Origin of the sequence: Microbacterium sp. (genome assembly GCF_047972865.1) — a bacterium.
In the GTDB taxonomy this organism is placed as follows: Bacteria; Actinomycetota; Actinomycetes; order Actinomycetales; family Microbacteriaceae; genus Microbacterium.
Map to the genome: position 1 here is coordinate 24257 of NZ_JBKEAY010000211.1, position 26365 is coordinate 50621.

Annotated in this window: 21 protein-coding genes; 8 read left to right on the forward strand and 13 right to left on the reverse strand. The window is 70.4% G+C overall.

From position 1 onward, the window contains the following. The first annotated feature begins 7 nt into the window (after positions 1–7). The 4 genes from ACK5KK_RS12810 to ACK5KK_RS12825 are packed head-to-tail and all read left to right on the forward strand — an operon-like array spanning position 8 to position 6628. Entirely contained in the window at positions 8–1408 is a 1401-nt protein-coding gene (locus ACK5KK_RS12810) for an O-antigen ligase family protein (RefSeq protein WP_416890470.1), read from the forward strand. Further along, complete coding sequence (locus tag ACK5KK_RS12815; protein ID WP_416890471.1) at positions 1405–2694, forward strand: O-antigen ligase family protein; 1290 nt, start codon at positions 1405–1407, stop codon at positions 2692–2694. The genes ACK5KK_RS12810 and ACK5KK_RS12815 overlap by 4 nt, the downstream gene beginning before the upstream one ends. A gap of 55 nt (positions 2695–2749) precedes the next feature. Continuing rightward, positions 2750–5182, forward strand: a complete 2433-nt coding sequence (locus ACK5KK_RS12820) for a CDP-glycerol glycerophosphotransferase family protein (protein ID WP_416890472.1) — start codon at positions 2750–2752, stop codon at positions 5180–5182. A 21-nt stretch (positions 5183–5203) separates the two neighbouring features. Next, the gene (locus ACK5KK_RS12825) at positions 5204–6628 is read left to right on the forward strand and encodes an SDR family NAD(P)-dependent oxidoreductase (RefSeq protein ID WP_416890473.1); all 1425 of its coding nucleotides are present in this window, start codon (positions 5204–5206) and stop codon (positions 6626–6628) included. 7 nt (positions 6629–6635) lie between these two features. Here the strand turns inward: ACK5KK_RS12825 and ACK5KK_RS12830 are convergent, their stop codons facing one another. From ACK5KK_RS12830 to ACK5KK_RS12855, 6 genes are all read right to left on the reverse strand, one after another. Next, complete coding sequence (locus ACK5KK_RS12830) at positions 6636–8360, reverse strand: CDP-glycerol glycerophosphotransferase family protein (RefSeq protein WP_416890474.1); 1725 nt, start codon at positions 8358–8360, stop codon at positions 6636–6638. Beyond that, positions 8357–10231: a glycosyltransferase family 2 protein gene (locus ACK5KK_RS12835; protein WP_416890475.1), complete on the reverse strand. Its 1875-nt coding sequence runs from the start codon at positions 10229–10231 to the stop codon at positions 8357–8359. The genes ACK5KK_RS12830 and ACK5KK_RS12835 overlap by 4 nt, the downstream gene beginning before the upstream one ends. A gap of 26 nt (positions 10232–10257) precedes the next feature. Further along, positions 10258–11712: a polysaccharide pyruvyl transferase family protein gene (locus ACK5KK_RS12840; protein WP_416890476.1), complete on the reverse strand. Its 1455-nt coding sequence runs from the start codon at positions 11710–11712 to the stop codon at positions 10258–10260. A gap of 17 nt (positions 11713–11729) precedes the next feature. Then, positions 11730–12479 carry an ABC transporter ATP-binding protein gene (locus ACK5KK_RS12845; protein ID WP_416890489.1) on the reverse strand — a complete coding sequence of 250 codons (750 nt, stop codon included), beginning with the start codon at positions 12477–12479 and terminating at the stop codon, positions 11730–11732. A 5-nt stretch (positions 12480–12484) separates the two neighbouring features. After that, on the reverse strand, positions 12485–13351 hold the full coding sequence (locus tag ACK5KK_RS12850; protein ID WP_416890477.1) for an ABC transporter permease: 867 nt from the start codon (positions 13349–13351) through the stop codon (positions 12485–12487). A 77-nt stretch (positions 13352–13428) separates the two neighbouring features. Further along, complete coding sequence (locus ACK5KK_RS12855; protein ID WP_416890478.1) at positions 13429–15354, reverse strand: SH3 domain-containing protein; 1926 nt, start codon at positions 15352–15354, stop codon at positions 13429–13431. A gap of 129 nt (positions 15355–15483) precedes the next feature. Here ACK5KK_RS12855 and rfbA point away from each other — a divergent pair, with 129 nt between their 5' ends. From rfbA to ACK5KK_RS12870, 3 genes are read left to right on the forward strand one after another with little or no spacing between them, the layout of a single operon-like run. Next, positions 15484–16353 (forward strand): glucose-1-phosphate thymidylyltransferase RfbA, encoded by an 870-nt coding sequence (gene rfbA, locus ACK5KK_RS12860; protein ID WP_416890479.1) that lies wholly within the window; start codon positions 15484–15486, stop codon positions 16351–16353. After that, positions 16353–17351 (forward strand): dTDP-glucose 4,6-dehydratase, encoded by a 999-nt coding sequence (gene rfbB, locus ACK5KK_RS12865; protein ID WP_416890480.1) that lies wholly within the window; start codon positions 16353–16355, stop codon positions 17349–17351. The genes rfbA and rfbB overlap by 1 nt, the downstream gene beginning before the upstream one ends. 7 nt (positions 17352–17358) lie before the next feature. Further along, positions 17359–18768: a sugar nucleotide-binding protein gene (locus ACK5KK_RS12870; protein WP_416890481.1), complete on the forward strand. Its 1410-nt coding sequence runs from the start codon at positions 17359–17361 to the stop codon at positions 18766–18768. Between the two features lie 179 nt (positions 18769–18947). On the opposite strand, the gene ACK5KK_RS12875 is transcribed toward ACK5KK_RS12870, so the two are convergent. From ACK5KK_RS12875 to ACK5KK_RS12905, 7 genes are all read right to left on the reverse strand, one after another. Continuing rightward, positions 18948–19547 (reverse strand): hypothetical protein, encoded by a 600-nt coding sequence (locus ACK5KK_RS12875; RefSeq protein ID WP_416890482.1) that lies wholly within the window; start codon positions 19545–19547, stop codon positions 18948–18950. A 101-nt stretch (positions 19548–19648) separates the two neighbouring features. Continuing rightward, positions 19649–20770 (reverse strand): glycosyltransferase, encoded by a 1122-nt coding sequence (locus ACK5KK_RS12880; RefSeq protein WP_416890483.1) that lies wholly within the window; start codon positions 20768–20770, stop codon positions 19649–19651. Between the two features lie 22 nt (positions 20771–20792). Next, positions 20793–22211 carry an LCP family protein gene (locus ACK5KK_RS12885; protein ID WP_416890484.1) on the reverse strand — a complete coding sequence of 473 codons (1419 nt, stop codon included), beginning with the start codon at positions 22209–22211 and terminating at the stop codon, positions 20793–20795. Between the two features lie 37 nt (positions 22212–22248). Beyond that, complete coding sequence (gene purE, locus ACK5KK_RS12890; protein WP_416890490.1) at positions 22249–22716, reverse strand: 5-(carboxyamino)imidazole ribonucleotide mutase; 468 nt, start codon at positions 22714–22716, stop codon at positions 22249–22251. Positions 22717–22834: 118 nt separating this feature from the next. Further along, positions 22835–23962: a 5-(carboxyamino)imidazole ribonucleotide synthase gene (locus tag ACK5KK_RS12895; RefSeq protein ID WP_416890485.1), complete on the reverse strand. Its 1128-nt coding sequence runs from the start codon at positions 23960–23962 to the stop codon at positions 22835–22837. 92 nt (positions 23963–24054) lie between these two features. Next, complete coding sequence (locus ACK5KK_RS12900) at positions 24055–24606, reverse strand: PH domain-containing protein (RefSeq protein ID WP_416890486.1); 552 nt, start codon at positions 24604–24606, stop codon at positions 24055–24057. A 50-nt stretch (positions 24607–24656) separates the two neighbouring features. After that, positions 24657–25439, reverse strand: coding sequence for a biotin--[acetyl-CoA-carboxylase] ligase (locus ACK5KK_RS12905; RefSeq protein WP_416890487.1), 783 nt, complete (start codon positions 25437–25439; stop codon positions 24657–24659). A 122-nt stretch (positions 25440–25561) separates the two neighbouring features. Here ACK5KK_RS12905 and ACK5KK_RS12910 point away from each other — a divergent pair. Beyond that, positions 25562–26365 (forward strand): acyl-CoA carboxylase subunit beta (locus tag ACK5KK_RS12910; protein ID WP_416890488.1); only part of this gene is annotated, 804 nt, incomplete at its 3' end.

A 26365-nucleotide genomic window follows, 5' to 3' on the forward strand; every position in this document is an offset into this window, starting at 1 on the left:
TCGGACCATGACCGCCCACACCAGCCACCCGGTCTCGGCGCCGCCGACCGCGCCGGTGCGTGAGACGACCGGCCACATCCTGCTGCGCGGGTGGTGCATCTTCCTGCTCGCCACCGCCGTGGCCGGCACCGGCTGGCTGATGGCGTTCGGCGCGACCGTCACGGGCATCGTGTGCGCCGTCACCGCCGTCGTCTCCATCGCCTTGTGGCTCGTACTCCGCCCGGGGGTGCACGGGCCCCGGCTGCCTTGGTTCGGGGTGCTCTACGTGCTGTGGGCGGTCGCCTCGCTGATGTGGAGCGCGTGGCCGGCGGCCACGACGGTCACCCTGTTCCTCCTGCTGGTCACCACCGGTCAGGGCGTCTTCGTGGCCACGATGCTGACGTGGCGGGAGCTGGTGCGCAGCATCGCCTCGGCGCTCAAGTGGGTGCTGTCACTGTCGATCCTGTTCGAACTGTGGGTGTCCTGCATCTGGGGCGGGCCGATCCTGCCGGGGTTCGTGCGCCCCACCGGTCCCGTCGACGATCCGATCGTGCTGTGGTCCCGCGACAACCTCTTCGACGGCGGCCGGCTGCAGGGGATCTTCGGGAACGCCAACGCCCTCGCGTACGTCGCCCTGCTCGCCGTCATCGTCTTCGCCCTGCGGTACGCCTCCGCAGCCCCCCGCCGGACACTCCTCATCGGCTGGATGGCACTCGCGGCGTTCCTGTTCGTCCGCGCGGCCTCGGCGACCGCGACGGTGGCCGCCGCACTGGCGGTGCTGGTCCTGGCAGCGGCCCTGTCGATGCGCCGGGCGCGGCGCCCCGCCGACCGCACCCGGAACTACGTGATCTTCGCCATCGTCGGCGCCGCCGCACTGACCGCGATGTGGACGTTGCGCGGGACCGTCCTCGCCGTGCTCGGCCGGTCGGCCGATCTCACCGGACGCGAGGCGATCTGGGCGGCCGTGGGCGACCGCATCGCCCAGCGCCCGGTGCTCGGCTGGGGGTACTCCACACCGTGGGTCCCCGATGAGGCCGGCTTCGACGGCTGGATCGTGGACCACGGCGTGACCGTCATGCAGGCCCACAACATGTGGATTGATGTGCTGTTCCAGCTCGGGATCATCGGCGTCGTGCTGGCGGGTCTGGCGTACCTCGCCTTCGTGTGGCGGTCGTGGTTCTTCGCCGTGGACCGGCCCCGCTGGGACCTCGTCGCCGACCGGCCGTACTCGCCGATCACCCTGCTGCCCACGCTCGTGGGCGCGATCCTCATCGTGCAGGGGATGGCGGAGTCCACCCCGCTGCTGGGCTGGGGATGGATGTTCCTGGTGATGCTGGCGTTCAAGATCAAGCAGGCGCCGCTCCTGGGGCGTGGGCCCTCCGAACAGCGCCTGGTGGGCGAGCAGGGCGAGCGGCTGATCGACTCATGAGGGGGGTGCCCCGGTCGGTGCCGGAGTTCCTCCGCTCCAGCGAGTTCGCCGCGGCGTTCGCGACCGCGGCGATCGGGGCGCTGTTCACGACCCACCTGCTGCGCCAGCTGATGGGCGACGCGGGTTTCGGATCGATCGTGGTGACGCTGTGCGTGCTGGGCGGGGCGATCCTGATCGCGCGCCGGGAGGAGTGGCGCTGGCTGGAGCTCATGCCGACCACGCTCGCGCTGCTGATGCTGTGGCTGCTGGCGACGTCGCTGTGGTCGGCGTCGCCGCCGGCGAGCGTCGCGGGGTGGCTGCAGCTGGGCGGCCCGACCTTCCTCGCGATCGTCGTCGCCCAGTTCCGCGACACCCTGCAGACCGTGCGAGCCACCGGCGACGTGCTCCGGGTGCTGCTGACGACCTCGCTCGGGGTGGAGCTGCTCAGCGGCATCCTGCTGGATCTGCCCATCCCGTTCCTCGGCGTCGCCGGCAACCTCGCCACGGGCGGTCCGATCCAAGGCGTGTTCGGCACCCGCACGCAGCTCGGCCTGGTCGCCATGATCGCCCTCGTGACGTTCCTCGTGGAGTGGCGGACCCGGTCGGTCTCGCCCGGGACCTCGCTGTTCTCGGTCGTCATGGCCGCCGTCTGCGCGGTCTTCACCGCCTCCCCCATCGTCCTGGTCATGGCGGTCGTCGTGGGCGGCGCGACCGGGATCCTGGTCCTGGTGCGTCGCACCCCGCCGCGGACCCGGCCCACGGTGCAGATCCTGCTCGCCTCGGCGGTCGTGGTCACCCTCCTCCTGGTCTCGGTGTTCCGGCGCCCCCTGGTGCACTGGCTCAACGCGGAGCCGGACTTCCTGGCGCGGTCGCAGCTGTGGAACGCGGTGCTGGACCTCAGCGCCCTCCGCCCCGTCCAGGGGTGGGGGTGGATCGGGACGTGGCCAGACGCGGGCCTGCCGTTCAGCTACCTCCGCTTCCTCACCGACTCCGGTCATGCGTCGGCCCTAAACGCCTGGGTGGACATGCTGCTGCAGGCGGGGTCGGTGGGGGTGGCCCTGTTCGCCGCATTCGCCGGGCTGGCGCTGGCCCGGTCGTGGGTGACCGCGTCGGAGCGCCGCTCCACGATGTACACGTGGTCACCGCTGATCCTGGTGTGCCTGCTCTCGGATTCGGTCGTCACCAGTTCCCTGCTCGGCGGATACGGGTGGTTCCTCCTGGTCGTCTGCGCCAGCCGGACATCGCTGGTCAAGGGCTGGCGCAGCCGCATCGACGAGCGCTTTCGTTCGGCGCCGCCCCAGGCCTGAGTTCCCGCGCCGGTAGAATCGAGGATGCCCCTAGTCCCCGACTCCGAGCGGACACATGCGCCGATTCCTTCGACGAAGCCGCCTGCTGCGCGCCGTGCGGTTCCTGCCCTACGCGGTGCCCTACCACCTGCTGTCGCGGGGACTGCGCGTCCGTGACGACCGGTACCTGTTCCTGTCCGACTCGTCCGGCGACTTCGCCGGCAACCTCGCCTTCCTCCGGGACGAGCTGATCCGGCAACGCCCCGACGCCGAGGTGGTCGGCGTGTTCAAGAACGGTTTGCGCACACCGAGACGACTGCGTGACATCGTGCGGCTGCCGTACCTGATGGCGACCAGCCGCGCGATCGTCCTCGACGACTTCTACCCCCTGATCTACCCGCTGCGCATCCGCCCGGACACGCGGCTGGTCCAGGTGTGGCACGCCGCCGGCGCCTTCAAGCAAGTCGGCCACAGCCGTGCCGGACTTCCCGGGGGTCCGGTGCCGGGGAGCAACATTCACCGCAACTACACCGATGCGACGGTCAGTTCCGAGGGCATCCGCGCGGATTACGCCGAGGCCTACGGCATCGATGTCTCCCGCGTGCACGCGCTGGGGGTGCCGCGCACCGACGCGTTCTTCGATGCCGCGCGCGTGGACGCGACGGCCCGGCGGGTCCGTGAGCGGCTGGACGTCGGAGCAGACGACCGCCTGGTGCTGTTCGCCCCGACATTCCGCGGCAACGGGCAGCTGAGCGCGGTCGCCGACGGCACGGTCGATCCCGCGCGGCTCGCCGCAGCCCTCGGCCCGGGGTACCGGCTCGCCGTACGACCGCACCCGTTCGTCGCGTCGCCACCCCTCCCGGACGGCGTGATCGACGCCTCCGGCGGCGACATGAACGACCTGCTCATGGCCACCGACGTCCTGGTGACCGACTACTCCTCGTCGATCTTCGAGTTCGCCTTGCTGGATCGGCCCATCGTGCTGTTCGCCCCGGATCTGGACGAGTACGTCGGTGCCCGCTCGTTCTATCGCCCCTTCGAGCACTACGCCCTCGGGCCCGTCGTGACCGATCCGGCCGGTCTGGCCGAGGCCATCCGCGCCGCCGAAGTGGATCCGCAGCGCCGGGCGGCCTTCGCCGAGGAGTTCACCGCCGGCCTGGACGGGCGCAGCAGCGAACGCATCGTCCGCTCCCTCCTGCTGGCCCCGCCGCCGGGGGCGAACCGCGCCACGATCGCCCCCGGCGCGGGAGAGCTGACCCCGACGCGCGTCGAAGGGGCCATCGGCGTCAACGTCGCGGCAGCCCACGCGATACGCGCCCTGATGCGCGCCGTGTACGCCCCGCTGAAGCTCTTGCCGCTGCGGCGCAAGGTCGTCATGCTCAGCCGGGAGCACTCGAGCGTGCCGGATGACTTCGTCGACCTCGCCGAGGCCATCGCGCGCGCCGACCCTCAGGTCACGGTGGTCATGCTGGTCAAGATGGTGCCGCCGGGCGGGGTCGCTCGGGTCCGGTACATCGGGCACGTCCTGCGCCAGCTCTACCACGTTGCGACCGCGCGGGTTCTCATCGTCGACACCTACGCCGTCGCAGCGAGCATGCTGCGTCACCGGCCGGAGCTGACCGTGATGCAGATCTGGCACGCGCTCGGAGCGTTCAAGAAGTTCGGCAGCAGCATCCTCGGACGCCCGGAGGGGCGCGACGTGCGACTCTCCCGCGCGATGCGGATGCACGAGGGGTACGACGTCGTGCTCACCAGCAGCGAGCGCAGCCGGGCGGCGTTCGCCGAAGCGCTCAACACCCCGATCGACCGGGTCGCCGTGTCCCCGTTGCCGCGCGTGGACCGCCTGCGCGATCCGCGCCGGCGCGCCGCGATGCGCGACCTCATCTTGGCCGCTCACCCGCACCTGGCCGACGGGCCGATCGCGGTGTTCGCACCGACCTTCCGGCTCGACGGCTCGATCTCCGTCGATCCGGGCGAGCTCACCGCGACGCTCCGGGAGGTCGGCTACCACACCGTCACGAAGCTGCATCCGCTGATGGGCCGCACCCTCGACTCCGCGGTCGACACCGCGCCCGGCTTCTCGACACAGGACCTGCTCGCCATCGCCGACGTGTTCATCACCGACTACTCCTCGGTCGTGTTCGAGGCGGCCCTCTACGCCGTCCCGCAGTACTTCCTCGCACCCGACCTCGACGACTACCTCGAGGCGCGGGACTTCTACCTGGACTACCGGCACGATCTGCCCGGCCCCGTCGTGTCTGACCTCAGGCAGCTGGCGGCGTCGCTCGCGGCGGCAGAAGCGACCGCCGAGGATGCCGAGGCCTTCGGCCGCACCTGGGTCGAGGTGCCCGATGCGCCGCCCGCAGCCGGGCACACCCCCTGCGCGGACGCCATCGCGGCCCGCGTGCTGGCCGGGCTGGAGGCCCGCGCGGCGACGCACCGACGCCGGACGGGGCGTGACGCGCCCGCCCGCCTACAATCGGGGAGACGGCTTCCCGAAGCCCCCTGATCACCGCGACGAAGGACCCCCGTGAACAACCCCACCGACGACCGCACCGTCGCGGTCCTCCTGGCCGGAGGCATCGGCGTGCGCGTCGGGCTCGGCATCCCGAAGCAGCTGATCAAGATCGCCGGCAAGGCGATCGTCGAGCACACTCTCGAGGCGCTGTGCGCCAGTCCCGTCGTCGACGAAGTGCTCATCATGATGAACGCCGCCTCGATCGGAGAGCTCGACCACCTGCTGGACGAGACCCGCTTTCCGAAGCTGACGCGTATCCTGCCCGGCGGCGACAGCCGCAATGAGACGACTCAGCGCGCCATCGCGGCGATCGCGGCCACCGAGGGCGACGGGACGAAGGTCCTCTTCCACGACGCGGTGCGGCCGTTCATCGACGATCGCATCATTCGCGACTGCGTCGACGCGCTGGACCGCTACGACGCGGTCGACACCGCGATCGCGTCGGCGGACACCATCATCCAGGTGGACGCGCACAGCCACATCAGCGACATGCCGGACCGGTCGACGCTCCGCCGCGGCCAGACCCCGCAGGCGTTCCGCCTCGGCACCATCCGCGCCGCTTACGACGCGGCCGCCGGCGACCCCGGCTTCACGGCGACCGACGACTGCGGCGTCGTGTTCCGCTACCTCCCGGACACCCCGATCTTCGTGGTCGAAGGCACCCCCGAGAACATGAAGGTCACCGAGCCGATCGACGTGCACATCGCCGACAAGATCTTCCAGCTGCAGTCCGCCAGCCTCTCACTGGAGAACATGACGGCGCTGCCCGATCTGTCCGGGCAGGCCGTCGTGGTGTTCGGGGGAAGCTACGGCATCGGCGAGTCGATCGTGGAGCTGGCCCGCGCCGCGGGGGCGGATGTCGCCGAGTACAGCCGGTCCTCCACCGGCACCGACGTCCGTTCGGGCAAGGCGGTCCGCACCGCCCTGGCCGCCGCGCAGGAACGCTTCGGCCGCATCGACGCGGTGATCGTGACGGCCGGGGTACTGCGGATCGCACCGCTGGTCGACACCCGCAAGTCCGACCTGAAGGAGACGATCCAGGTCAATCTGACCGCCCCCGCCATCGTCGCCCGGGAGGCCCACCGGTACCTCGCCGGCACCGGCGGGCAGGTCGTGCTGTTCACGTCCAGCTCGTACACCCGGGGACGCGCCGGTTACAGCACCTACTCCGCCACCAAGGCGGGGGTCGTGAACCTCACGCAGGCCCTCGCCGAGGAGTGGGCGGACTCGGGGGTGCGCATCAACTGCATCAATCCGCAGCGCACCCACACGCCGATGCGCACCCAGGCCTTCGGGGAAGAGCCGGAGGGGACGTTGCTCGACCCGGGCGACGTGGCGCGTGTCACCCTCAACGTGATCGGCTCCGACCTGACCGGCCAGATCGTGACGGTCCAGGTCGCGCAGATGGCCGCGCAGCGGGCCTCCGCGGACGGGTGACGGCGGCTCAGCCCTGCAGCTGCGCGCGGGCCGCGCGGAGGAAGTTGTCGACGTAGCCTTCGCGGGGGAAGTCGCCCAGGTAGTACGCCCGTGACGACGCGCGCACGGGCCGCAGCGGATCGTCGCCGAGCATCTGGTCGAGCACGGTGGTGACGTCGGGGGATTCGGCGTCGATAACGTACGCCGCCGCGGCCACGGGGTACGACTCACGGAACCGCGCCGCGGGAGTGTTGACCGCGACCATCGCGAGCGGCTTCTCCGAGAACAGATAGTCGGTGACGATGCTCGACACGTCCGAGATCATCGCGTCGCTGCCGTTGAAGCAGTCGAAGATCGTCATCTCGGTCTCGGCGGCCGCGCCGAACACGTGCTCCCGTCCCGTGGCGGACGCGTCCTCGCGGAGCCGCTCGCGGATGCGGTCGGCCATCTCGGCGTGGTGCTCGTGACGGTCGGTGAAGGCGTGCGGGCGGAACACGACGCGACAGCCGCGCGCCAGGAGCGCGTCGATCACGAGCATCCCGATCGGGAGACTGCTCAGGTCGGAGTCGGCGAAGTACCCGCCCCAAGTCGGGGCGTACAGGACAGTGGGCACGTCGCCGATCGGGCCCGCGGACCGGATGGGCTCCACCTGCGGACGGCCGACCACCCGCAGCAGCTCACGCGGCATCGCGATGCCGTAGTGCGCGAACCGGTCGACGGCGGCCTGGCCGGCGACGAAGTTGACGTCGAAGGCACGGAACTGCCGCGTGGCGCTGGCCGGTTTGTCCGAGTCACCGTGATTGAGCTGCACCGCGTGCAGCTCGTTGAAACGGAGGTAGTGGGCGTTTCGGAGCGCGGTGTTGACGTAGAAGACAGTTCGCAGACTGGGGACCACGGTACGGTCGATGTCGTTCGCCGTCGTGCACAGCACGATCGGCACGTCCAGCAGCGGCGTCAGGGTCTTCAGTTGCCGCGGGGTGCGCACGATCACCGCAAAGGGGACGCCCAGGCGCGCGAGGTAGGGCACCCACATCGTCACCTGGTAATGGCCCTCGGAGGGGGCGTCCCAGTGCAGGTAGAACACCGGCTCCAGGCTCGCCAGCGTGGACAGCGCGCTGTCCCTCGCGTGCCGCCGGCGCCGGTTCTGCCCGACCGAGGAGAAGCCGAGGAGGCCCACCACGCCCACCGAGACGATTCCCGCGACGGCGCCGAGCCAGGGCAGGGCGAACGCGCTCGCGGCCACCAGGCCGACGATCGCGACCGAGATCGTCACGTGCACGGCTTTCCCTGCCCTCGCCAGGCTGCGGAAACCGCTCACCCCGTCCAGGTGGGCCGCGACCGGCGATTCCAGCCGGACGACGCTGCGACGCAACAACGAGCCGGCGATGACAGCCACGCCGGTCAACAGGGCCCCGAGCGTCGGGACGACGTCGGCCATGGACGCGAAATGCACCAGCGCGCCAGAGGCCAACACGAGCCGGGCGGCGAGGAACCGGCCGGTCCAGGGGCCGTCCGGCTCGTCGATGCGCAGCAGCACGAGGGCGCCGCCGGTGACGGCGAGCGCCGCGACCACGATCGCCCACGGGAAGGACCACAGGCCCGCGATCGCGAGCAACGCGAACAGCGCGAAGAACGTCTCGATGCTCGCGGCCCGGCGCACGAACCGGCGGATCCAGCGCAGCACCGCGTTGCCGCGGCGGGGGCCGGCGTCGTCGTCGCCGTCGGTGTCGTTGTCGGTGTCGGTCGTCGTCATCGGAGTGTCCGTCGCTTCCCCACCCGGAGCGGTCCCGCGGTGTCCGGATGGTCGATTCCGACCTCGGCTGTGGCCGCCTGCCAACCCGCCGGCAAGGCGAAAGCCAGGGTGACCGTACCCCCGGCGACCTCGACGCCGGCATCCACGCTCCGGCGTTCCGGTTTCGGCGTGCGCGCCGTGCGCCACCATCGCCGCAGCAGCCGCACCGCCGTGGTGCGCTCCACCGCGACCCGCGTCGGCCACGTGCCGTCCGGACCGGTCTCGATACCCAGGAGCGGCACCCGCACGTGGGCGATACCGTCCGGATAGGTCACCGATGCCGCGGCGGCATCGGGGCGCGCGGCCCGCGCTATCGTCTTCAGCGTCTGCCCGACGTCGACGGTGAGGATGCCGTCGGCGTTGGAGTACGCGATGTACGGGCGGGCGCCGGCGAGGGACACCTGGGGAGCCAGCGCCGACTGCAACCGCTGCTGCTGCGCGGTGCCGCCCAGGGTGCACCGGGCGTTGAGGTCCCACACGCCGTCTTCCAGCGGGCGGCCGAACACGACGGTCTCCGGGTCGATGCGTGCGTGGCCAACGAGGTCGAACTCGACGGCATCCGCGGTGCCCGTCACGTGCACCTGCGAGGTCGACGGCGCCATCCAGGTCACCCGGGACGCCCGCGAGCGCAGCCCGATGCGGACGGTCGCTGCGGCGATCTCGTCGGTCATGTCGCGCCGGGAGTCCGGGACGTGCCCGTCGTACTCGGTGGGCAGCGCGAGCAGGATGCGCTCGTCGCGCCGGATCAGGGCGTGCCTGCGCCCGGCACCGGTCTGCCAGCGCGCCGCGACGTCGAGGTGGAGCACGCCCTGCTCCCACCGCAGCTGCGTCGCCGTCCCTCGGCCCGGGATGCCGGGGTCGTGACCGGGCAGGCGGGTGAGCAGATCCCGTTCGCCGGCGCGGAGCAGTTCGGCCCGTAGCCGGTGGAACCGGTTGAGGTCGTCGTCGATCTCGGGCGGGAAGTGCTCCTGCTGCAACCGCCGGCATCGCTCGTAGATGAGGTCCTGCGCCGCCTGCTCGCGGTCGGCGTACTTGCCGTCGAACGACGACAGCACCCGGCCGCGGTACTGGTGCGCCAGCAACTGCCGCCGGTGCAGCGCGTGGTCCGGAGCGGAGAGGTCCTCCTCGACGTCGCTGAGCACTTCGCCGAGCCAGTCCCAGAACGCCGGATCGGACTTCACGAACCCCTTCGAGCCACTCCCCGGGGTGGCGTGCCAGTGGTAGTACGGCGTGCTGGCGAGGGTGGAGATCACCTTCGCGTAACGGTCCACCTTGACGTTGAAGAGGATGTCCTCCCACACCACGCGCCCGCCCTCCCGGAAGCGGATGCCGTGCTCGTTGAGGAACGCGCGTCGGTACAGCTTGTGCGGGTTCATCGGGATGAGCGGATGCTGGTCGGTGCGCCCGATGGAGTTCGGGACGTCCTGCTCGTACGTCCCGATCCCCCACTCCGCGTCGTGGGTGCGGGCCTCCTTGCCGTTGAGCACGTCGGCACCGTGCGCGTGGGCGTATTCGTACGCGGCGCGCAACGCGTCCGGGTAGAGCGGATCGTCGTGGTCCATGTAGGCGACGTATTCCCCGCGCGCCATGTCGGTGCCGACGTTGCGCGGCCGGCACGGCCAGCCGGAGTTCTCGATCTGCTGCACCCGCACGTGCGGGCGTTCCGCCGCGATCGCCTGCAGCCGCTCGAACGTGTCGTCCGGTGACCCGTCGTCGACGAAGATCACCTCGAAGTCGGCGGGGGGCAGCGTCTGCGCGTCCAGCGACGCCACGACTCGATCCAGCCCCTCCCCCGACGCGTACGTCGGTATGACGACCGAGACTTTCAGCACCCCTGTACCCTCTTCCTGCTGTGCCGTCACGACGGACGGCCCGGTCTGCGCATCCGAGACACCGTGCGGCGCACCCAGCGGCGGGCCCGGCGGCTCGGCCGGCGCGCCTCCCGCGCGGCGAGCCGGTCCCGTTCGGCCCGCACCTGCGCGGCCCGCTCCCGTTCGGCCTGCGCTCGTTCGGCGCGCTCCGCCTCTTCCCGCTCGCGTCGCCGCTGCTGCTCCTGGCGGAGGTCGTCGGCGCGCCCCTCCTCGATCATCAGGCGATCCCACTGCCGGTTGCGCAGCTGGAACAGTTCCTCGGCGCGTCCGGCGGGTGCGCCGAAGTCGGCCCAGGCCCGCACGTGAGCGACCGCGGCGGTCATGTTGTCGTGCGCCTGCCGCCCGAGCGTCTCGCCCCGATCGTCGCCGGTGACCGCGAGGGCCGTCTCGGCGGCCTCGGCCATCGTCGGCGGCTCGACGCCCCAGGGCATGGCGTCGTCCCAGGTCTGGGCGTACTCGTCGAGTTTTCGCTTGGCGATGCTCACGCGGGGCACCCCGTACGCGCACGCCACGATGCGGCCGTGCAGCGATCCCCCCACCCACAGTTTGGCCGCGGCGATCTCGTCGACACGGTCCCACGGGTCGCGCATCTGACTGATCGTGATCCGGCGCTCGGGATCGGCCGCCAGGACGAGCTCCACGATGCGCTGGTAGGCCTCCACGGAATCGTGTCCGGGGGCGGTGCCGGCCAGGAACAGTCGCACCGGGTTGTCGCGGAACACCGGCCCGTCGATGAGTGCCTGGGCGAACGCCTCGACGGATACCTTCTTCAAGTGCGGCTCGGACACCTGGACGAGGACGTAGTCGCCGCGGACGAGGTCCGGGCGGGGTCGCGAGACGGCGAGGGCGTGCACGAGGTCGGGGTCGAGGGTGTGCGCGATGTCCTCGGACTCGAGGAACGCGCTGGAGAGGCGGTCCCGCACCGAGATCCGGGTGGCCTCGCGGAGGATGCCGAGCAGGCCCGCCTTGCGGATCGGCGCGAGCTCGGCGATGCGTGAGAGCCCGACCGAATTGAGCACGGTGGCCGCACCGAGGCTGCCGGGGTAGGCGCTGGCCCGCGGCAGATAGGGCGACTCCACCGGGATCGGGCCCTGCAGCTCGGCCAGCTGAGCGCGGCGCTGGTCGGCCGGGGAGGCTTCGAGTGCCCGGACGGCGGGCCAGCCGAAGGCGGTCATGTACGCGTATTCGTTGGTGGTTCCGCCGACCTCGCCGCCGACGGTCCAGACCGCGTCGAAGGTCTCGGTGGTCAGCAGCGGACCGAAGGCGGGGACGTGGTGACCGGTGAGCTCCGACATGTCCGAGGCGAACGGGGCAGCGTAGACGACATCCATCCCGGTGAAATAACGGTCCGAGACCATCTGGAAGAGCAGATCGCCGAAGTTGTCGCGTTCGTAGGCCCCGACGCAGAGGATGCGGGGACGGTGCGGCGTCTCGGGAGTCATATCTGTCCGCTCACTGCTCACTTCGTCTCGACGTACGTCAGCGCCTCGTCGATGTCGCCGTCGAACACGACATGCCCCTTCTCGATCACGATCCCGCGCGGGCAGAGCGATTTGACCATGCCCCTGCTGTGGCTGACGACGACCATCGTGACCCCCCGTGCGGTGAGCTCCTTGATCTTGGTCACGCACTTGCGGCGGAACGGGGCATCCCCCACCGCCAGCACCTCGTCGACCAGGAGCACGTCGAGCTCGACGTGGATCGCGACCGAGAACGCGAGGCGCATGAACATGCCGGAGGAGTAGTGCGAGACCTCCTGATCGATGAAGTCGCCGATCTCGCTGAACGCGACGATGTCGTCGAACCGGGACTTCGTCTCCTCCTCGCTCATCCCGAGGATCGCGGCGTTGAGGAAGACGTTCTCCCGTCCGGTGAGGTCGGGGTGGAACCCCGCGCCGACCTCGATGAGACCGGCCACGCGGCCGCGCGTGAGCACCTTCCCCGCGTCGGGCTCGAGAACGCCCGAAATGAGCTTGAGGGTCGTCGATTTCCCGGAGCCGTTGTACCCGAGGATCGCGACCGACTCGCCCTCTTCGATGGAGAAGGAGACGTCGTCGAGCGCGCGGAAGCGGTCACCGATGACCCGCTTGCGGCGGAGGACGGCGATCAGCAGATCCTTGAGCGACCGCGTCTTGCGCTTGCGGAACTCCTTGACGACGTGGTGGACGATGATGCTGGGGCGCGGCGACGGCGCGGTCTGAGGGGGCATCGGCATCACAGGTCCTGCGCGAAGGAGCGCTCGAAGGAACGGAACACGACCTGCCCCAGCACGAGACAGACCAGCGTGAACGCGACGGCGGCCCCCGCGAACACGGGGAACTCCGGCGGAAGCCCGATGTTCTCGGTCACCGTCGGGCCCCACACCGCCTGATGGAACAGTTCGACCGACACGGTGAGCGGGCTCGAAGCCCACGCTCCGTAGAACCAGAACGGCACCTTGTCCTCCAGCAGCACCCAGGTGTACAGCACGGGCGCCGACCAGGTGGCGATGGTGCGCACGATCTCGACGAAGTTCTGCGCGTCTCGGAAGCGCACGTTGAAGGCCGAAGCCATCACACCGATGCCGGTGCTGAAGGCGAGGATCAGCGCGAGTCCGGCGAGCAGGCTCAGCACCGAGAGCCAGGTGGGCACCCAGCCGAAGACGACTGCGACGATCAGCAGGATCGCCAGTTGCGGCAGGAAGTGGATGAACGAGCCGATGACCGCCGAGATGGGGAACAGCTCGCGCGGCAGGTAGATCTTGCGCACCAGGGACTTGTTCGACACGATCGACCGCGTCGCGTGGCCGAAGGCCTCGTTGAAGAGGTTGACGACGACGATGCCGCTGAACAGGTACAGCGGGTAGTCCTCGACGCGACCGTTCTGGCCCAGCACGTGACCGACGACGAAGAAGTAGACGAAGAACTGGATCGTCGGGCGCACGTACGACCAGATCCAGCCGAGCACCGAGTTGCGGTAGCGCAACGCGGTGCCCTTCTGCACCAGGAGCTTGAGCAGGTAGCGTCGCCGGAAGACATCGAGGATGCCCCGTCCCCGGCCGGGGACGTCATACTCGCTCAGATCGGCGGGAAGTGCACTCACTCGGTCTCTTTCTCGGGTGCGACCGCGAACGCGGCAGGCCACCGATCATAGTAATCGAGCCGATGCTGAGAGAAGCGTCACCGCAGGTATGTCGCCGCCATCCATCCGGTGCGCGACCCCACGATCACCTTGCGCCAGACCCCGGAGCGTTCGCGCACGGTCACCGTCGTTCCCTTCGGCACGACCGTCTGCACCCGGCTGGACGTGGTGGGACTCGTGCGGAGGTTCAGGTTGGTGGTGGTGACGGCCGTGACCGGTTCGAGGTAGGACCGGGCCACCCAGCCCTGCAGGGAGCCGGAGCGGATCATCCGCCAGCCGCCGCTGCCGGCTTCGACGATCACCAGCCGCCGCGGCGCGAGCAGGGCCAGGACCGTGCCGGTCGTCGAGGCGGCGCTGCGCAGGTTGAGGTCGTCGGTCACCCGCATGAGCACCGACACCGTCGGCTGCACCCGCCGGATCGTGCTGGCTGGCAGCCAGCCCGAACGCGAACCACGGTGCACGAAGCGCCACGATCCCGACGTCGCCGTCGCGCGCACCTTGGTGCCGGTGGTCAGTTCCATGACAGCGTCGGCATCCGGGGACGGTGCGACGCGCAGTGTCGCCGTCTCGTTCATCTCCCGGGTGACCGGGGTGATCGGCGTGCCCTTCACCGTCGGCGCCGGCGCCGGCGTGGGCGTGCTCTCCAGGCTCAGGTAGTCGCTGTGCGACCAGTAGCTGGCGCCCCCGATCTCCAGACGCCACCACGAGCCGTAGGTACCGGTGCGGGTGTACTTCTCCCCCCGCGCGATCTGCACGACACCCGTCGTGCAGGCCGTCGTCGGAGCCTTGCGCGCGTTCAGGCGATCGGTGGCGACCACCGCGGTGCCCGAGGCGGCGCTGATCGACGAGGAGGACGGCACCGCGCACGAGTCGCCGGCGCCGGTGCCCGTGGTCGCACCCGACAGCGCGTTCGAGAGCACCCACACTGTCTTGCCGCCCGATGTCGCCCGCGTCCAGGCTCCGTAGGTACCGGTCGCGGTCACCGTCGCCCCCGCCGACAACGAGGAGGAACCAGTGTCGCACACGAAGGTGGGAGCGGTGCGGCGCGTCGTCGACCGCGTCACCGTCCGGGTGCCCGAGGCGGCGGCGATGTCGCCGGATGCCGGCACCGTGCACGCCGGGATCTGCGCGGGCGCTCCCGAGGACGAGGAGGCGCCCGGAGCGAACCACGCCACGTAGTAGTTGTAGAAGTTGCGGTTGCCGTAGGCCGAGCACGAGTCGCCCGAAGCCCATCCGGCGGCCAGCGCGGCGACGTTCGCGCGATAGGGCGTGTAGATGTACAGGTTCGCCGTGGCCTGATTCTGGATGTACACCCGGGAACTGCCGCAGGCATTGTTCGGGTGCCACTTGATGGTGTTGACCTGACCGGCCCGGTAGCTGAACCAGGTCGGGTTCTTCGTGTACACCTGCAGCTGCCGCGCGCCGAGGTACACCTGGTTGACGAAGCCCGCCGCCGCGGCGTCACACGGCGCGGTGTCGGGACAGGCCTGCCCCATCGCGGCGCGGTACGACCAGTTGCTCGGCGCCGTCGAGGTGACCAGGCCCTGCTCCTTCTGGAGCATGACGAGGATGACCTTGGGGCTGATGCCGCACGCGGCCGCGACCGCCGAGATGACCTCGGCGGCGGTCGCGTCGTCCCGCCGCGCCACCGACGAGCAATACCGATCGGCGGCCTTGGCCGGCAGGTCGGTCACGAAGTCCTTGAGGCAGGGGGGACCGGACGTGGCACGACAGGTGGGGACGCGCGCGTTGAGGAAGCTCTGGATCTGGCCGGCCGAGAGCGCGTCGGAATCGAAGAACGCGGCATCGCTGATGATGTAGCCGCCCTCGAGGATCGAGCCGGGAAGCTCGGCGGCACGGGCGGGCGCCGGTGTCGCGAAGGACAGCAGCCCGGCCAGCAGCGCACCCACGACGAGGGTGACTCCGGCGGGCAGCATCCTTCTCGGGTTGACAGAGGGGTGCATGAGTCCAGTGTTACTGAAGTGGCAGATGATTACCACCCCCGAGACTTTTTCTGTGGCGTGACACGCCGCTTTCGGGGAACGGATGGGCGCAGCCAGATCCACCGGTCGCCGCATGGGAGGATGGCGGATATGAAAGGCATCGTCCTGGCTGGGGGCTCCGGTACCCGCCTGCATCCCATCACGCGCGGCGTGTCCAAGCAGCTCATCCCCGTCTACGACAAGCCGATGGTCTACTACCCGCTGTCGACGTTGATGCTCGCGGGAATCGACGACGTGCTCATCATCACGACGCCGCACGACGGCCCCGCGTTCGAGCGCCTGCTCGGCGACGGCTCGCAATTCGGCATCCGCCTCTCCTACCTCCAGCAGCCGTCGCCGGACGGCCTCGCCCAGGCGTTCACCCTCGGTGCCGACTTCATCGGTGCCGACAAGGTGTCGCTCGTCCTCGGCGACAATCTGCTCTACGGGCCGGGGCTCGGGCGCCGCCTGAGCCGCTACACCGAGGTGGACGGCGGCGCCATCTTCGCCTACTGGGTGGGCGAGCCCACCGCGTACGGCGTCGTCGAGTTCGACGATGACGGACTCGCCGTCTCGCTGGAGGAGAAACCGGCCGCCCCCCGCAGCAACTACGCCGTCCCCGGCCTCTACTTCTACGACAACGACGTGGTGGAGATCGCCCGGAACCTCACGCCCTCGGCGCGCGGCGAGTACGAGATCACCGACGTGAACCGCGCGTACCTCGAGCGCGGCACGCTCCAGGTGGAGGTGCTGCCGCGAGGGACGGCGTGGCTGGACACCGGCACGTTCGACCAGATGACCGATGCCGCCGAGTACGTGCGCACGATGCAGCGGCGCACCGGCATGTCCATCGGCGTGCCCGAGGAAGTCGCCTGGCGCCAGGGCTTCCTGAGCGACGACGAACTGCGGGTGCGCGCCGAGACGCTCGTGAAATCGGGGTACGGCACCTATCTGCTCGACGCCCTGGAGAGGGGACGCTGATGGCCCACCTACTCGTCACCGGCGGTGCCGGCTTCATCGGATCGAACTTCGTCCACTACGTGCTGGACACGACCGACCATCGCGTCACCGTGCTCGACAAGCTGACCTACGCGGGCAACCGTGCGTCGCTGGCGGGACTGCCCGCCGATCGGTTCTCGCTCGTGGAGGGCGACATCGCCGACGCCGAGCTGGTGGACACGCTGTTCGCCGACGCGGATGCGGTCGTGCACTACGCCGCCGAGTCGCACAACGACAACTCGCTGCACGACCCGCGCCCTTTCCTCGACACGAACATCGTCGGCACGTACACGCTGCTGGAGTCCGCCCGCCGGCACGACACCCGGCTGCACCACATCTCCACCGACGAGGTCTACGGGGATCTCGAGCTCGACGACCCCGCGCGATTCACCGAGACGACCCCGTACAACCCGTCGTCCCCGTACTCGTCGACCAAGGCCGGCTCCGACCTGCTCGTGCGCGCCTGGGTACGCTCGTTCGGCGTCCGCGCGACGATCTCGAACTGCTCCAACAACTACGGTCCGTACCAGCACGTCGAGAAGTTCATCCCGCGCCAGATCACGAACGTGATCCGCGGCATCCGCCCGAAGCTGTACGGGGCGGGGCAGAACGTACGGGACTGGATCCACGCCGACGACCACTCCTCGGCGGTGCTGACCATCCTCGACCGCGGACGCATCGGCGAGACCTATCTCATCGGCGCCGACGGCGAGAAGGACAACAAATCCGTCGTCGAGCTCATCCTCACGCAGATGGGTCAGGATGCCGACGCGTACGACCACGTGACCGACCGTGCCGGCCACGATCTGCGGTACGCGATCGACTCCACCAAGCTCCGCACCGAACTGGGATGGCGGCCCGCCTACGGCGACTTCGAGGCCGGTCTGGCCGCGACGATCGACTGGTACCGCCGCAATGAGCCCTGGTGGGCGCCGGCCAAGGACGGCGTCGAAGCCTTCTACGCGGCCCAGGGGCAGTGAGACCGGGATGACCGACTTCGGCAAGACGCTCAGTGCCACACCGACGCCGATCGACGGCCTCGTCGTGTTCGATCTGCCGGTGCACGGCGACGCGCGCGGCTGGTTCAAGGAGAACTGGCAGCGCGAGAAGATGACGGCGCTGGGCCTGGCCGACTTCGGCCCGGTGCAGAACAACATCTCGTTCAACGACGCAGCCGGCACGACGCGCGGCATCCATGCCGAACCGTGGGACAAATGGGTCTCGGTGGCGACGGGTCGCATCTTCGGTGCCTGGGTGGACCTGCGCGAAGGACCCGGCTTCGGCACCGTGTTCACCGCCGAGATCGATCCGTCCCGCGCGATCTTCGTCCCCCGCGGGGTCGGAAACGCCTACCAGACGCTGGAGCCGGATACCGCCTATACGTATCTGGTCAATGACCACTGGTCACCGGACGCCGACTACTCGTTCCTGAACCTCGCCGACGAGACCGCGGCGATCGCGTGGCCGATCCCGCTGTCGGAGGTGGAGATCTCGGCGAAGGACCGCGCGCACCCCCGGTTGTCCGACGTCACCCCCGTCCCACCGCGCCGGGTCCTCGTCGTCGGCGCCGATGGCCAGCTCGGTCGTGCGCTGCGGCAGTCGTACGGCACGGCGCCGGGTGTGGATTTCGCGACCCGGGCAGACCTGGATCTGACCTCGCCGGGGCTGAGTGATGCCCGCCGCTGGCGGGACTACGGAACCATCATCAACGCCGCCGCCTACACGCGAGTGGACGAGGCCGAGACGGCGGTGGGGCGCCGGGGCGCGTGGGCTGCCAACGTCGCCGGGGTCAGCGCGCTCGCCCGTATCGCCGCCGCGCACGGCATCACGCTCGTACACGTCTCCAGCGACTATGTCTTCGACGGCGCGGCCGACGCGCCCTACCGCGAGGACGACCCGCTGTGCCCGGTGGGCGTGTACGGCCAGACCAAGGCGGCCGCCGATGCCATCGTCGCCACGGTGCCTCGCCATTACATCGTGCGGACGTCCTGGGTGATCGGCGAGGGGAAGAACTTCGTCGACACGATGGCCCGCTTGGCCGACAACGGCGTCAACCCGGCGGTGGTCTCCGACCAGATCGGGCGGCTGACGTTCACGGAGGATATCGCGCGCGGCATCCGTCACCTGCTGGACAGCGGCGCCGCCTACGGGGTGTACAACCTCACCGGCGACGGGGAGCCGATGTCGTGGGCGGATGTCGCCACCGCGGTGTTCGCCGGCGCCGGGCACGACCCGGACCGCGTGCGCCCGGTGTCCACCGCCGAGTACTTCGCCGACGCGGCGGGCCCGATCGCCCCGCGCCCCGCCTACAGCGTGCTGGACCTGTCGAAGATCATCGCGACCGGGTTCACGCCCGCCGATGCCGCCGCAGCCCTCCGGGCACGCGGGAACCGCTGACCCACCCCGAGCTCCCGCGGCGGCGGGCTCGCGCCGCCACGGCCGCTGACCCGTTCATCATTCCGTCCGCGCGCACGCCCATCGCGCCGCGCGCAACGGGCGTGCGGCGGGGAAGACCGACCACCCCGACGCCGAGACTGAACTCTGATCGCCGGTCGGTGGGATCGGGCCGGCGGGGCTCAGTCCGCTCGAGCTTCGAACGTCGCGCTCCGCGGACCGTCGGGGGTCCACCCCGTCTCGATGCTCGACACCGACACCGGGATCTGTCCGGCCGCTCCTTCGGCGACGCGATCCAGGTATCCGTCGGTCACGCGATCCTGCGGGACCTCGACGAAGACGCCGGAGTAGTCGTCGGTCATCCCAATGCCGTCGTACGCCAAACCGCTCTCGTCGAGTGCGGTCGCCACGTGGTCGACCACCGCCGCGATCTCGGCGGCGGAGTGACCGACCTGCGTGACGACGACCTCGACGCCCCGCGTCGCTGCCCCGTCGATCACGCGCTCGAGGTCACTCGTGATGTCCCCGCGCCAGACGATCTCGACCGCGCCACCGTCGAGCTCGGACCATCCGCCGTCGGCGAACCCGTCGAGGCGACTCGCCTCCTCGTACGCGACGTCGAGAGAGGCGCCGCCATCGGCAGCCTGCTCCATCGCCGCTGGCTCCACCACGACCCCGTCGTCTCCGGGAGCATCGGCGACCGCGGCCATGACCGGACCGGTCACTCCGAGCGCCAACAATGCCGTACCAGCCACGACGGCCACCGCCTGATTCTTCTTCATCGCGTTCTCCGGGTCCCCCGCACATGAATGTAATCTCATACAACGAGAATCGAGCACCCTCATCCGCTCAACCGGAGGGCAGGAGCCGACCGCGCCGCGCCTCACAGATCCGCGTGCAACTGCCAGACGAGTTCGGCGGCCCCGGCCCACGAGAAGACCCGGCCGCGGTCCCCGGCAAGGACCGCGAGACGGTCGATCGCCTCGGTCGATGCCAGTGCTTCACGCAGGCGTGCGCCGAAGGCCTCCGGGTCGGTGGGATCGGCCAGGAGACCGCCGTCGAGGATCACCTCGGCGTGCTGCGCGGTGTCGGCGGCGACCACGGGAACGCCCAGTGTGAGCGCCTCGACCACCCGCCACGGGAAGTCGGTGCGCACCGCCGGGGCGATCAGGGCCACGGCCGCGCCGTACACGGCCGCCCGGTCGTGGGCGTCCAGCGCACCGCGCACCTGCACGGCCGAGTCGGACAGCCCGGCGGACACCGCCGCCTGCGCCACCTCGGCGACCGCCTCATCGGGCACGTCGATGACCACCACGGGAGTCTCGATACCGGCGACGGCGAGGGCGCTGAAGGCGTCCACCACCCCGCCGGAGGGTTCGAGCCCACCCGTCACCAGGAGATACCCGTCGGGCAGCTGCAGATCGCGACGCCGCCCGACGTCGTCGGTGGGGACCGCGAACCGCTCCGGCGCCGCCCCCGCGATGACCCGGATGCGGTCCCCCAGCGGCGCCAGTTCCGCCACGCGCGCCGCCGCCGCGTGGGTGGGCACGACCACGGCATCCGCATACCGGGCCGCGCGCTTGAGCATCGCGCGGTGCCACAGCACGACCGGTTTGGGCAGCTCCACCGGGTGTTCCCATGCCCGCAGGTCCCACACCGTGACGACGGTCTGGTCGTGATCGTGGGTGCGATCGTGGCGCACCAGCGGGGCCATGAGCGTCGGGGAGTGGATCATCCCCCCGGGGACCCCGACCGGGACGCCCAGCTGCCAGGCCGCGGCCAGCTCACGGCGGCGGAGCGTCAGCGCCGTCACCCCGCGCAGCCCCGGCACCGCTTGCGAGGCGGCGTGGCGGGTCGCGCTCCCGGCGGGAACGAGCGCTTCCACGTCGCACCCGTGCGGGGATGTCGCTGTGAGCGCTCGGGCGAGGTCCTGAGAGGCGACGGCAAGGTCGGTATCGACCAGCTCGGTGACCTGATCGAGCACGATTCGCAGGATCGCTGTCATGGTTCGAGCCTACGCCGCCGACTCACTCGGGCGCCGGTTCGGGATGCAGCGTGCGCTCCACGAGGTCGTGGATCGCCGGATAATCCGGCTGGTCGGGGTCGATGCCGCTGTCCGCGGTCAACTCGATCGTCGTCACATCCTGCTCCCGGGCCTTCACTGCCAGTTCGGTGAGGTCCGGCAGCATCTCCGATGGGATGTCGGTCTGCACGACGTCGGTCCCGGCGCTCATGATGTCCTGGAACCGGGTGAGCACGTTCGTCGGCGTGAACTGCGCGAGGATCGCCGTCTGCAGTTCGCGCTGGCGTGTCATCCGATCCCAGTCACTGGTGGTGTAACGGGACCGGGCGTACCACAGCGCCGTCTCACCGTCCATGTGCTGATCGCCGACCTCGATCCACCCCGTGATGCCCGACAGCGACCCGTCCGGGTTCTCGTGCAGCGCGCCGGTGGGGAGCCGCTCGGTGACGGTGATGTCGACGCCGCCGAGCGCGTCGATGAGGGCGGCGAACCCGTCCATGTCGATGAACACGAAGTACGGGATCTCCAGCCCCAGCACACCTTCGGCCGCGTCGCGGGTCGCCTCGATCCCGGGCGTCGAGCCACGTGCCACCGCGTCGGGGTAGAGCTGCTCGTCGGCGCGGCACAGGCCGACCTCGGTGTTGAGCTGATTGATCTTGTCGTCCCAGCCGCACTCCGGGTCGGCGTGCCCGGTGTGCCCGTCCGGGTACAACTGCTGCATCGGGCCGTCTGAGAAGGGCACGTCGCGCAGATCGCGCGGGATGCCGAAGATCGTCACGGCACCGGTGTCCGCGTTCACCGAGACCACCGAGATGCTGTCGAACAGCATGTGGTCGCGCCCCTGGGCGCTGTCGGCGCCGATCAGCAGGAAATTGTAGTACCCGTCGGAGGGCGCCACCGCCGGGCCTGAACCGAACACCGACAGCCCCGCCCGGGCGGGGGCGACGACCGACTGCGCGGCGTACACGGCCGCCGAGGCCGGGACGGCGACCAGCACGACCGCCAGCGCCGCGATCGCGACGCGTGCCCGTGGGCGCGCTCTGACCAGCCGCACCAGTCGCAGGGTGTCCACGGTCAGCGCGACCCACAGCACCGCGTAGGCCAGCAGGACGGCCTGCACGAGCAGCAGCATCCACCAGTTCGCGACCAGGCCCACGAACACCGGTCGCCACCACAGCGCCAACGCCACCAGCAGCGCCACCGCCGCCCAGGCCGCGATGGTGGCGACGATGCCGATGCGGCCGAGTCGGCGGTTGCCGGCGAGCAGCTGGGCCGAACCGGGCAGTACGAAGTTCATCACGACGAGCCACCATCCGCGGCGCGTCATGACCTCTCGCGACGACGTGTCGGGGTTGCGTAGCGGTCGCGGGTCGGCCAGTGCCGCACCGGGGGCGTGCCGGTGCGGCGCGGCAGCAACGTTCATCGGATGCCCGGAGCGCCGCTCACCGCGCGTCCCCCGCTCACAGTGCGTCCTTGAGCCGGCGGTTCTTCTCCTCGACCTGCTGTTCGAGGGTGGTCGCGTACTGTTCGACGCGGTCGGCGATCCGTTCGTCGGACGCGCCGAGGATGCGGGCGGCGAGAAGGCCCGCGTTGCGCGCGCCACCGATCGACACCGTCGCGACGGGGATGCCTGCGGGCATCTGCACGATGCTCAGCAGCGAGTCCAGTCCATCCAGGGTCGCCAGTGGCACCGGAACGCCGATCACGGGAAGCGCGGTGACCGAGGCGAGCATGCCCGGCAGGTGCGCCGCGCCACCGGCGCCGGCGATGATGACGCGCAGGCCCCGTGCCCGCGCCTCGCGGCCGTAGCGGATGAGCTTGTCGGGGGTGCGGTGGGCGGAGACGACGTCGACGTCGTGCTCGATGGTGAACTCCGACAGGATCTGCGACGCGTCGCTCATCACGCGCCAGTCCGAGTCGGAGCCCATCACGACGCCCACGAGGGGTCGCTCGGACATGTGCAGGGGACGGCTCACCCGTTCAGGGTACGCCGCTGTCGCAGCAGAACCCGGCAACGCCGGCGAGTGTCCGGCACCGCCGGCGGACTCACCCGCCGAAGAACGCGGCCGCGGCCCGGGCCTCATACACGACCGCGTCCAGGTCGTCGCCCCACGCGTTGACGTGGCCGACCTTGCGTCCCGGACGTGGGGCCTTGCCGTAGGTGTGCACCTTCACCGTCGGATGGGCCGCGAGCGCGTCGGAGAGGCGGTCGCCCAGCGACGCGGACACCGGTCCGCCCAGGATGTTGATCATCGCCGCCCACGGTGCGCGCGGCGCCGGGTCGCCCAGCGGCAGATCGAGCACGGCTCGCAGATGCTGTTCGAACTGGCCCGTCATCGCGCCGTCCTGTCCCCAGTGGCCGCTGTTGTGCGGACGCATGGCGAGCTCGTTGACGAGCAGTCGCTCATCGGCGGTCTCGAACAGTTCGACCGCGAGCATCCCGGTCACCGCCAGTCCCTCCGCGATGGCTCGGCCGATTCCGGCAGCCACGGGAGCCAGGCGCCCCGTCGCGTGCGGGGCCGGGGCGATCACCTCGGCGCAGACGCCGTCACGCTGCACCGTCTCCACCACCGGGTATACGGCCATCTCCCCCGAGGGGCGCCGCGCCACCTGCTGCGCCAGCTCCCGGGTGAAATCGACGAGCTCCTCAGCCAGCAGCGGGTCGGCGGCGGCGCGCTCGCCGAGCCAGTCGTCGACGTCCCCGGCCGCGGTCACCACCCGCACGCCCTTGCCGTCGTAGCCGCCGCGCGGCGTCTTGACGACGGCGCGACCACCGTGGGCGTCGAGGAAGGCCTGCAGGTCCGCCGCCGAGGAGATCGGCGCCCACTCCGGCTGGGGCAGCCCCAGCGCGTCCAACTGCGCCCGCATCTGCAGCTTGTCCTGAGCGAAGCGCAGCGCGTCGGGCCCGGGATGGACGGCCGCACCGGCCCCGACGAGAGCGCGCAGCACCTCCTGGGGGACGTGCTCGTGGTCGAAGGTGACGACGTCGACGTCGCGCGCGAACGCCAGCACGGTGTCGACGTCGCGGTAGTCGCCGATCGCGGTGGCCGCGAGGGATGCCGCCATGTCGGGCACCTCGGCGAGGACCCGCACGTCGATTCCGAGCTCGACGGCGGGCGCGATCATCATCCGTGCCAACTGCCCGCCGCCGATGATTCCGACTCGCTGCCCCATCCGGCCTCCTTGATCGTCTCCTATCATCGCCGACGCGAGCGGCGTACGAGGCCACGGCACGGCTCGTCGGCGGGAGAGACAGGGGCGGCGGATCAGCCGCCGTCGACGACGGGGATGCTGTGCGAGTCGCGATGCGCGAGGATCTGGCTGACTTCGACCTGGTCGGCGAGCGCTTCGTGAACGAGCCGGACGTTCGGGACGTCGACCAGGCGCAGCGGCGCGTCCACGCCATTGTCGAGCGTCAGGGTGCCGGCGCCGACCGCGCGCTGCAGAGGACCGCGGCGTTCGGAGATCGTGTACCCGCGCACGTGGGTGAGGTCGCGGCGGCCCCGGACGAACAGCCCCGACTGCGCGATGATGCGCCGGGTCGTGATGGTGTAGGTGTGGGCGAACCAGCGCGCCCACGGCACGAGCACCAGCAGCACGACGATCAGGGCCGCCGCAAGCCAGAGAACCCACGACGGGATGGGAGCGGGCGGGTTGCCGGCGTAGTAGCCGATCGCGCCCGCGACGGCGACCAGCACGATCGCAGACCACACCAGATGCCGCGCGCTCGGACGGAAACGCGCCACCCGCAGTTCCTCGGCGGTCGCCCCGGGCGCTGGAGTGACCGGGCGGTCGGAGTATGCGGACGGCTGGCTCACAGCCCCATTGTGTCCGGTCGCGGTGGGTGCCGGGAGGCGGCGCGCCCGATTCAGCGCACGTGGACCACATCTCCGGCCGCAACGATCGTCTCGCGCGATCCGGATGCGACGACCAGTCTGCCGTCGTCATCGATGCGTACCGCTGTTCCGGTGAGGCTGCTGCCGCCGGGAAGTTCGACGGAGACCTCGTGACCGGGCGTGAGGCAGACCTCGCGCACGTCGTCGCGAACGGCGCGTCCGATGCTGTCACCGACCGCTAGTCCGGCGATACCGTCGCGCAACCGGGTCAGGTAGTCGGCGATCAACCGGTCCTCGTCCACGGGGCGGTCCAGGACCGCGAACGACGTGGCGGTCGGGACGGGCAGCTGGTCCCGGGCCATCGCGGTGTTGACGCCGGCCCCGACGACGACGGCGAACGGATCACCGGGGACCACTTCAGCGAGGATGCCGCTGATCTTCCGCCCCCCGGCGAGTACGTCGTTGGGCCACTTCAGGCCGACATCGATGCCCCGGGCCTGCGCCGCCACGGTGTGGGCCATCGCCGCACCGGCGACCAACGGGATCCAGCCGCGCAACGACACCGGTATCGCCCCGACGCGCAGCAGCACCGACAGCGCCACCGCGGTGCCAGGGGGCGAGGTCCAACTGCGGTCGAGCCGACCGCGCCCGGCACGCTGATCGCGGGTGAGCACGACCGACAGGTGCGGGTGCGCCTCGGGATCTTCGACGGCATCCCGAAGCAGCTTCGCGTTGGTGGAGTCGACCGAGTCCACCAAGTGCAGCCGCGGAGTGATGGCGGCCGTGCGCGGGTAACCAGAGGCGGGGAGTGACATGCCGCCACCCTACGCCGCCGTGGATGCCCGGCACAGAGTTCAGGGATTCCCACACCGGTGGACGCCGTCCGTTGTATCCGCACGACCATCGATCGCCGCCCCCGCTCGCTAGGGTGGATTCCGTGACCGACCAGCCCGATGTGACCACCACCGCCGGCAAGATCGCCGACCTCCGCACCCGGTACCAGGAGGCGGTCACCGACGCCGAAGCGGTCTCCCAGCACAAGCAGCACGCCAAGGGCAAGCTCACCGCCCGCGAGCGGCTGGAACTGCTCGTCGACGCCGGATCGTTCGTCGAGTTGGACGAGTACGTCCGGCACCGCACGACGGCGTTCGGAATGGACCGATCCCGCCCGTACGGCGACTCGGTCGTCACCGGGGTCGGCACGATCCACGGGCGCACCGTGGCGGTGTACGCGCAGGACTTCACGACCTTCGGCGGGTCGCTGGGTGAGGTCGCCGGCGACAAGATCATCAAGGTCATGGAGTTGGCCCTGCGCAGCGGCATGCCGATCGTCGGCATCCTGGATTCGGGAGGTGCCCGTATCCAGGAGGGTGTGGTCGCCCTCGGCAAGTACGGCGAGATCTTCCGCCTGAACACCGCCGCGTCCGGGGTCATCCCGCAGATCTCGATCATCATGGGTCCGGCCGCCGGAGGCGCGGTGTACTCCCCCGCCCTCACCGACTTCGTCGTCATGGTCGACAAGACCAGCCAGATGTTCGTCACCGGCCCCGACGTCATCAAGACCGTCACCGGCGAGGACGTCGGGATGGAGGAGCTCGGCGGCGCCCACACCCACAACAGCCGCTCGGGCGTCGCCCACTACCTCGCCGAGGACGAGGACGACGCGATCGACTACGTGCGCACGATGGTCGGCTTCCTCCCCGACAACAACCTGGCGGAGCTCCCCGCCTACGAGCACGAG

Bases quoted from the DNA above. Each gene is read 5' to 3' on its own strand.
- ACK5KK_RS12810 (WP_416890470.1), top strand. From the start codon at position 8: ATGACCGCCCACACCAGCCACCCGGTCTCGGCGCCGCCGACCGCGCCG.
- ACK5KK_RS12815 (WP_416890471.1), top strand. From the start codon at position 1,405: ATGAGGGGGGTGCCCCGGTCGGTGCCGGAGTTCCTCCGCTCCAGCGAG.
- ACK5KK_RS12820 (WP_416890472.1), top strand. From the start codon at position 2,750: ATGCGCCGATTCCTTCGACGAAGCCGCCTGCTGCGCGCCGTGCGGTTC.
- ACK5KK_RS12830 (WP_416890474.1), bottom strand. From the start codon at position 8,360: ATGACGACGACCGACACCGACAACGACACCGACGGCGACGACGACGCC.
- ACK5KK_RS12840 (WP_416890476.1), bottom strand. From the start codon at position 11,712: ATGACTCCCGAGACGCCGCACCGTCCCCGCATCCTCTGCGTCGGGGCC.
- ACK5KK_RS12845 (WP_416890489.1), bottom strand. From the start codon at position 12,479: ATGCCCCCTCAGACCGCGCCGTCGCCGCGCCCCAGCATCATCGTCCAC.
- ACK5KK_RS12855 (WP_416890478.1), bottom strand. From the start codon at position 15,354: ATGCACCCCTCTGTCAACCCGAGAAGGATGCTGCCCGCCGGAGTCACC.
- rfbA (WP_416890479.1), top strand. From the start codon at position 15,484: ATGAAAGGCATCGTCCTGGCTGGGGGCTCCGGTACCCGCCTGCATCCC.
- rfbB (WP_416890480.1), top strand. From the start codon at position 16,353: ATGGCCCACCTACTCGTCACCGGCGGTGCCGGCTTCATCGGATCGAAC.
- ACK5KK_RS12870 (WP_416890481.1), top strand. From the start codon at position 17,359: ATGACCGACTTCGGCAAGACGCTCAGTGCCACACCGACGCCGATCGAC.
- ACK5KK_RS12875 (WP_416890482.1), bottom strand. From the start codon at position 19,547: ATGAAGAAGAATCAGGCGGTGGCCGTCGTGGCTGGTACGGCATTGTTG.
- ACK5KK_RS12880 (WP_416890483.1), bottom strand. From the start codon at position 20,770: ATGACAGCGATCCTGCGAATCGTGCTCGATCAGGTCACCGAGCTGGTC.
- ACK5KK_RS12885 (WP_416890484.1), bottom strand. From the start codon at position 22,211: ATGAACGTTGCTGCCGCGCCGCACCGGCACGCCCCCGGTGCGGCACTG.
- purE (WP_416890490.1), bottom strand. From the start codon at position 22,716: ATGGGCTCCGACTCGGACTGGCGCGTGATGAGCGACGCGTCGCAGATC.
- ACK5KK_RS12895 (WP_416890485.1), bottom strand. From the start codon at position 23,962: ATGGGGCAGCGAGTCGGAATCATCGGCGGCGGGCAGTTGGCACGGATG.
- ACK5KK_RS12905 (WP_416890487.1), bottom strand. From the start codon at position 25,439: ATGTCACTCCCCGCCTCTGGTTACCCGCGCACGGCCGCCATCACTCCG.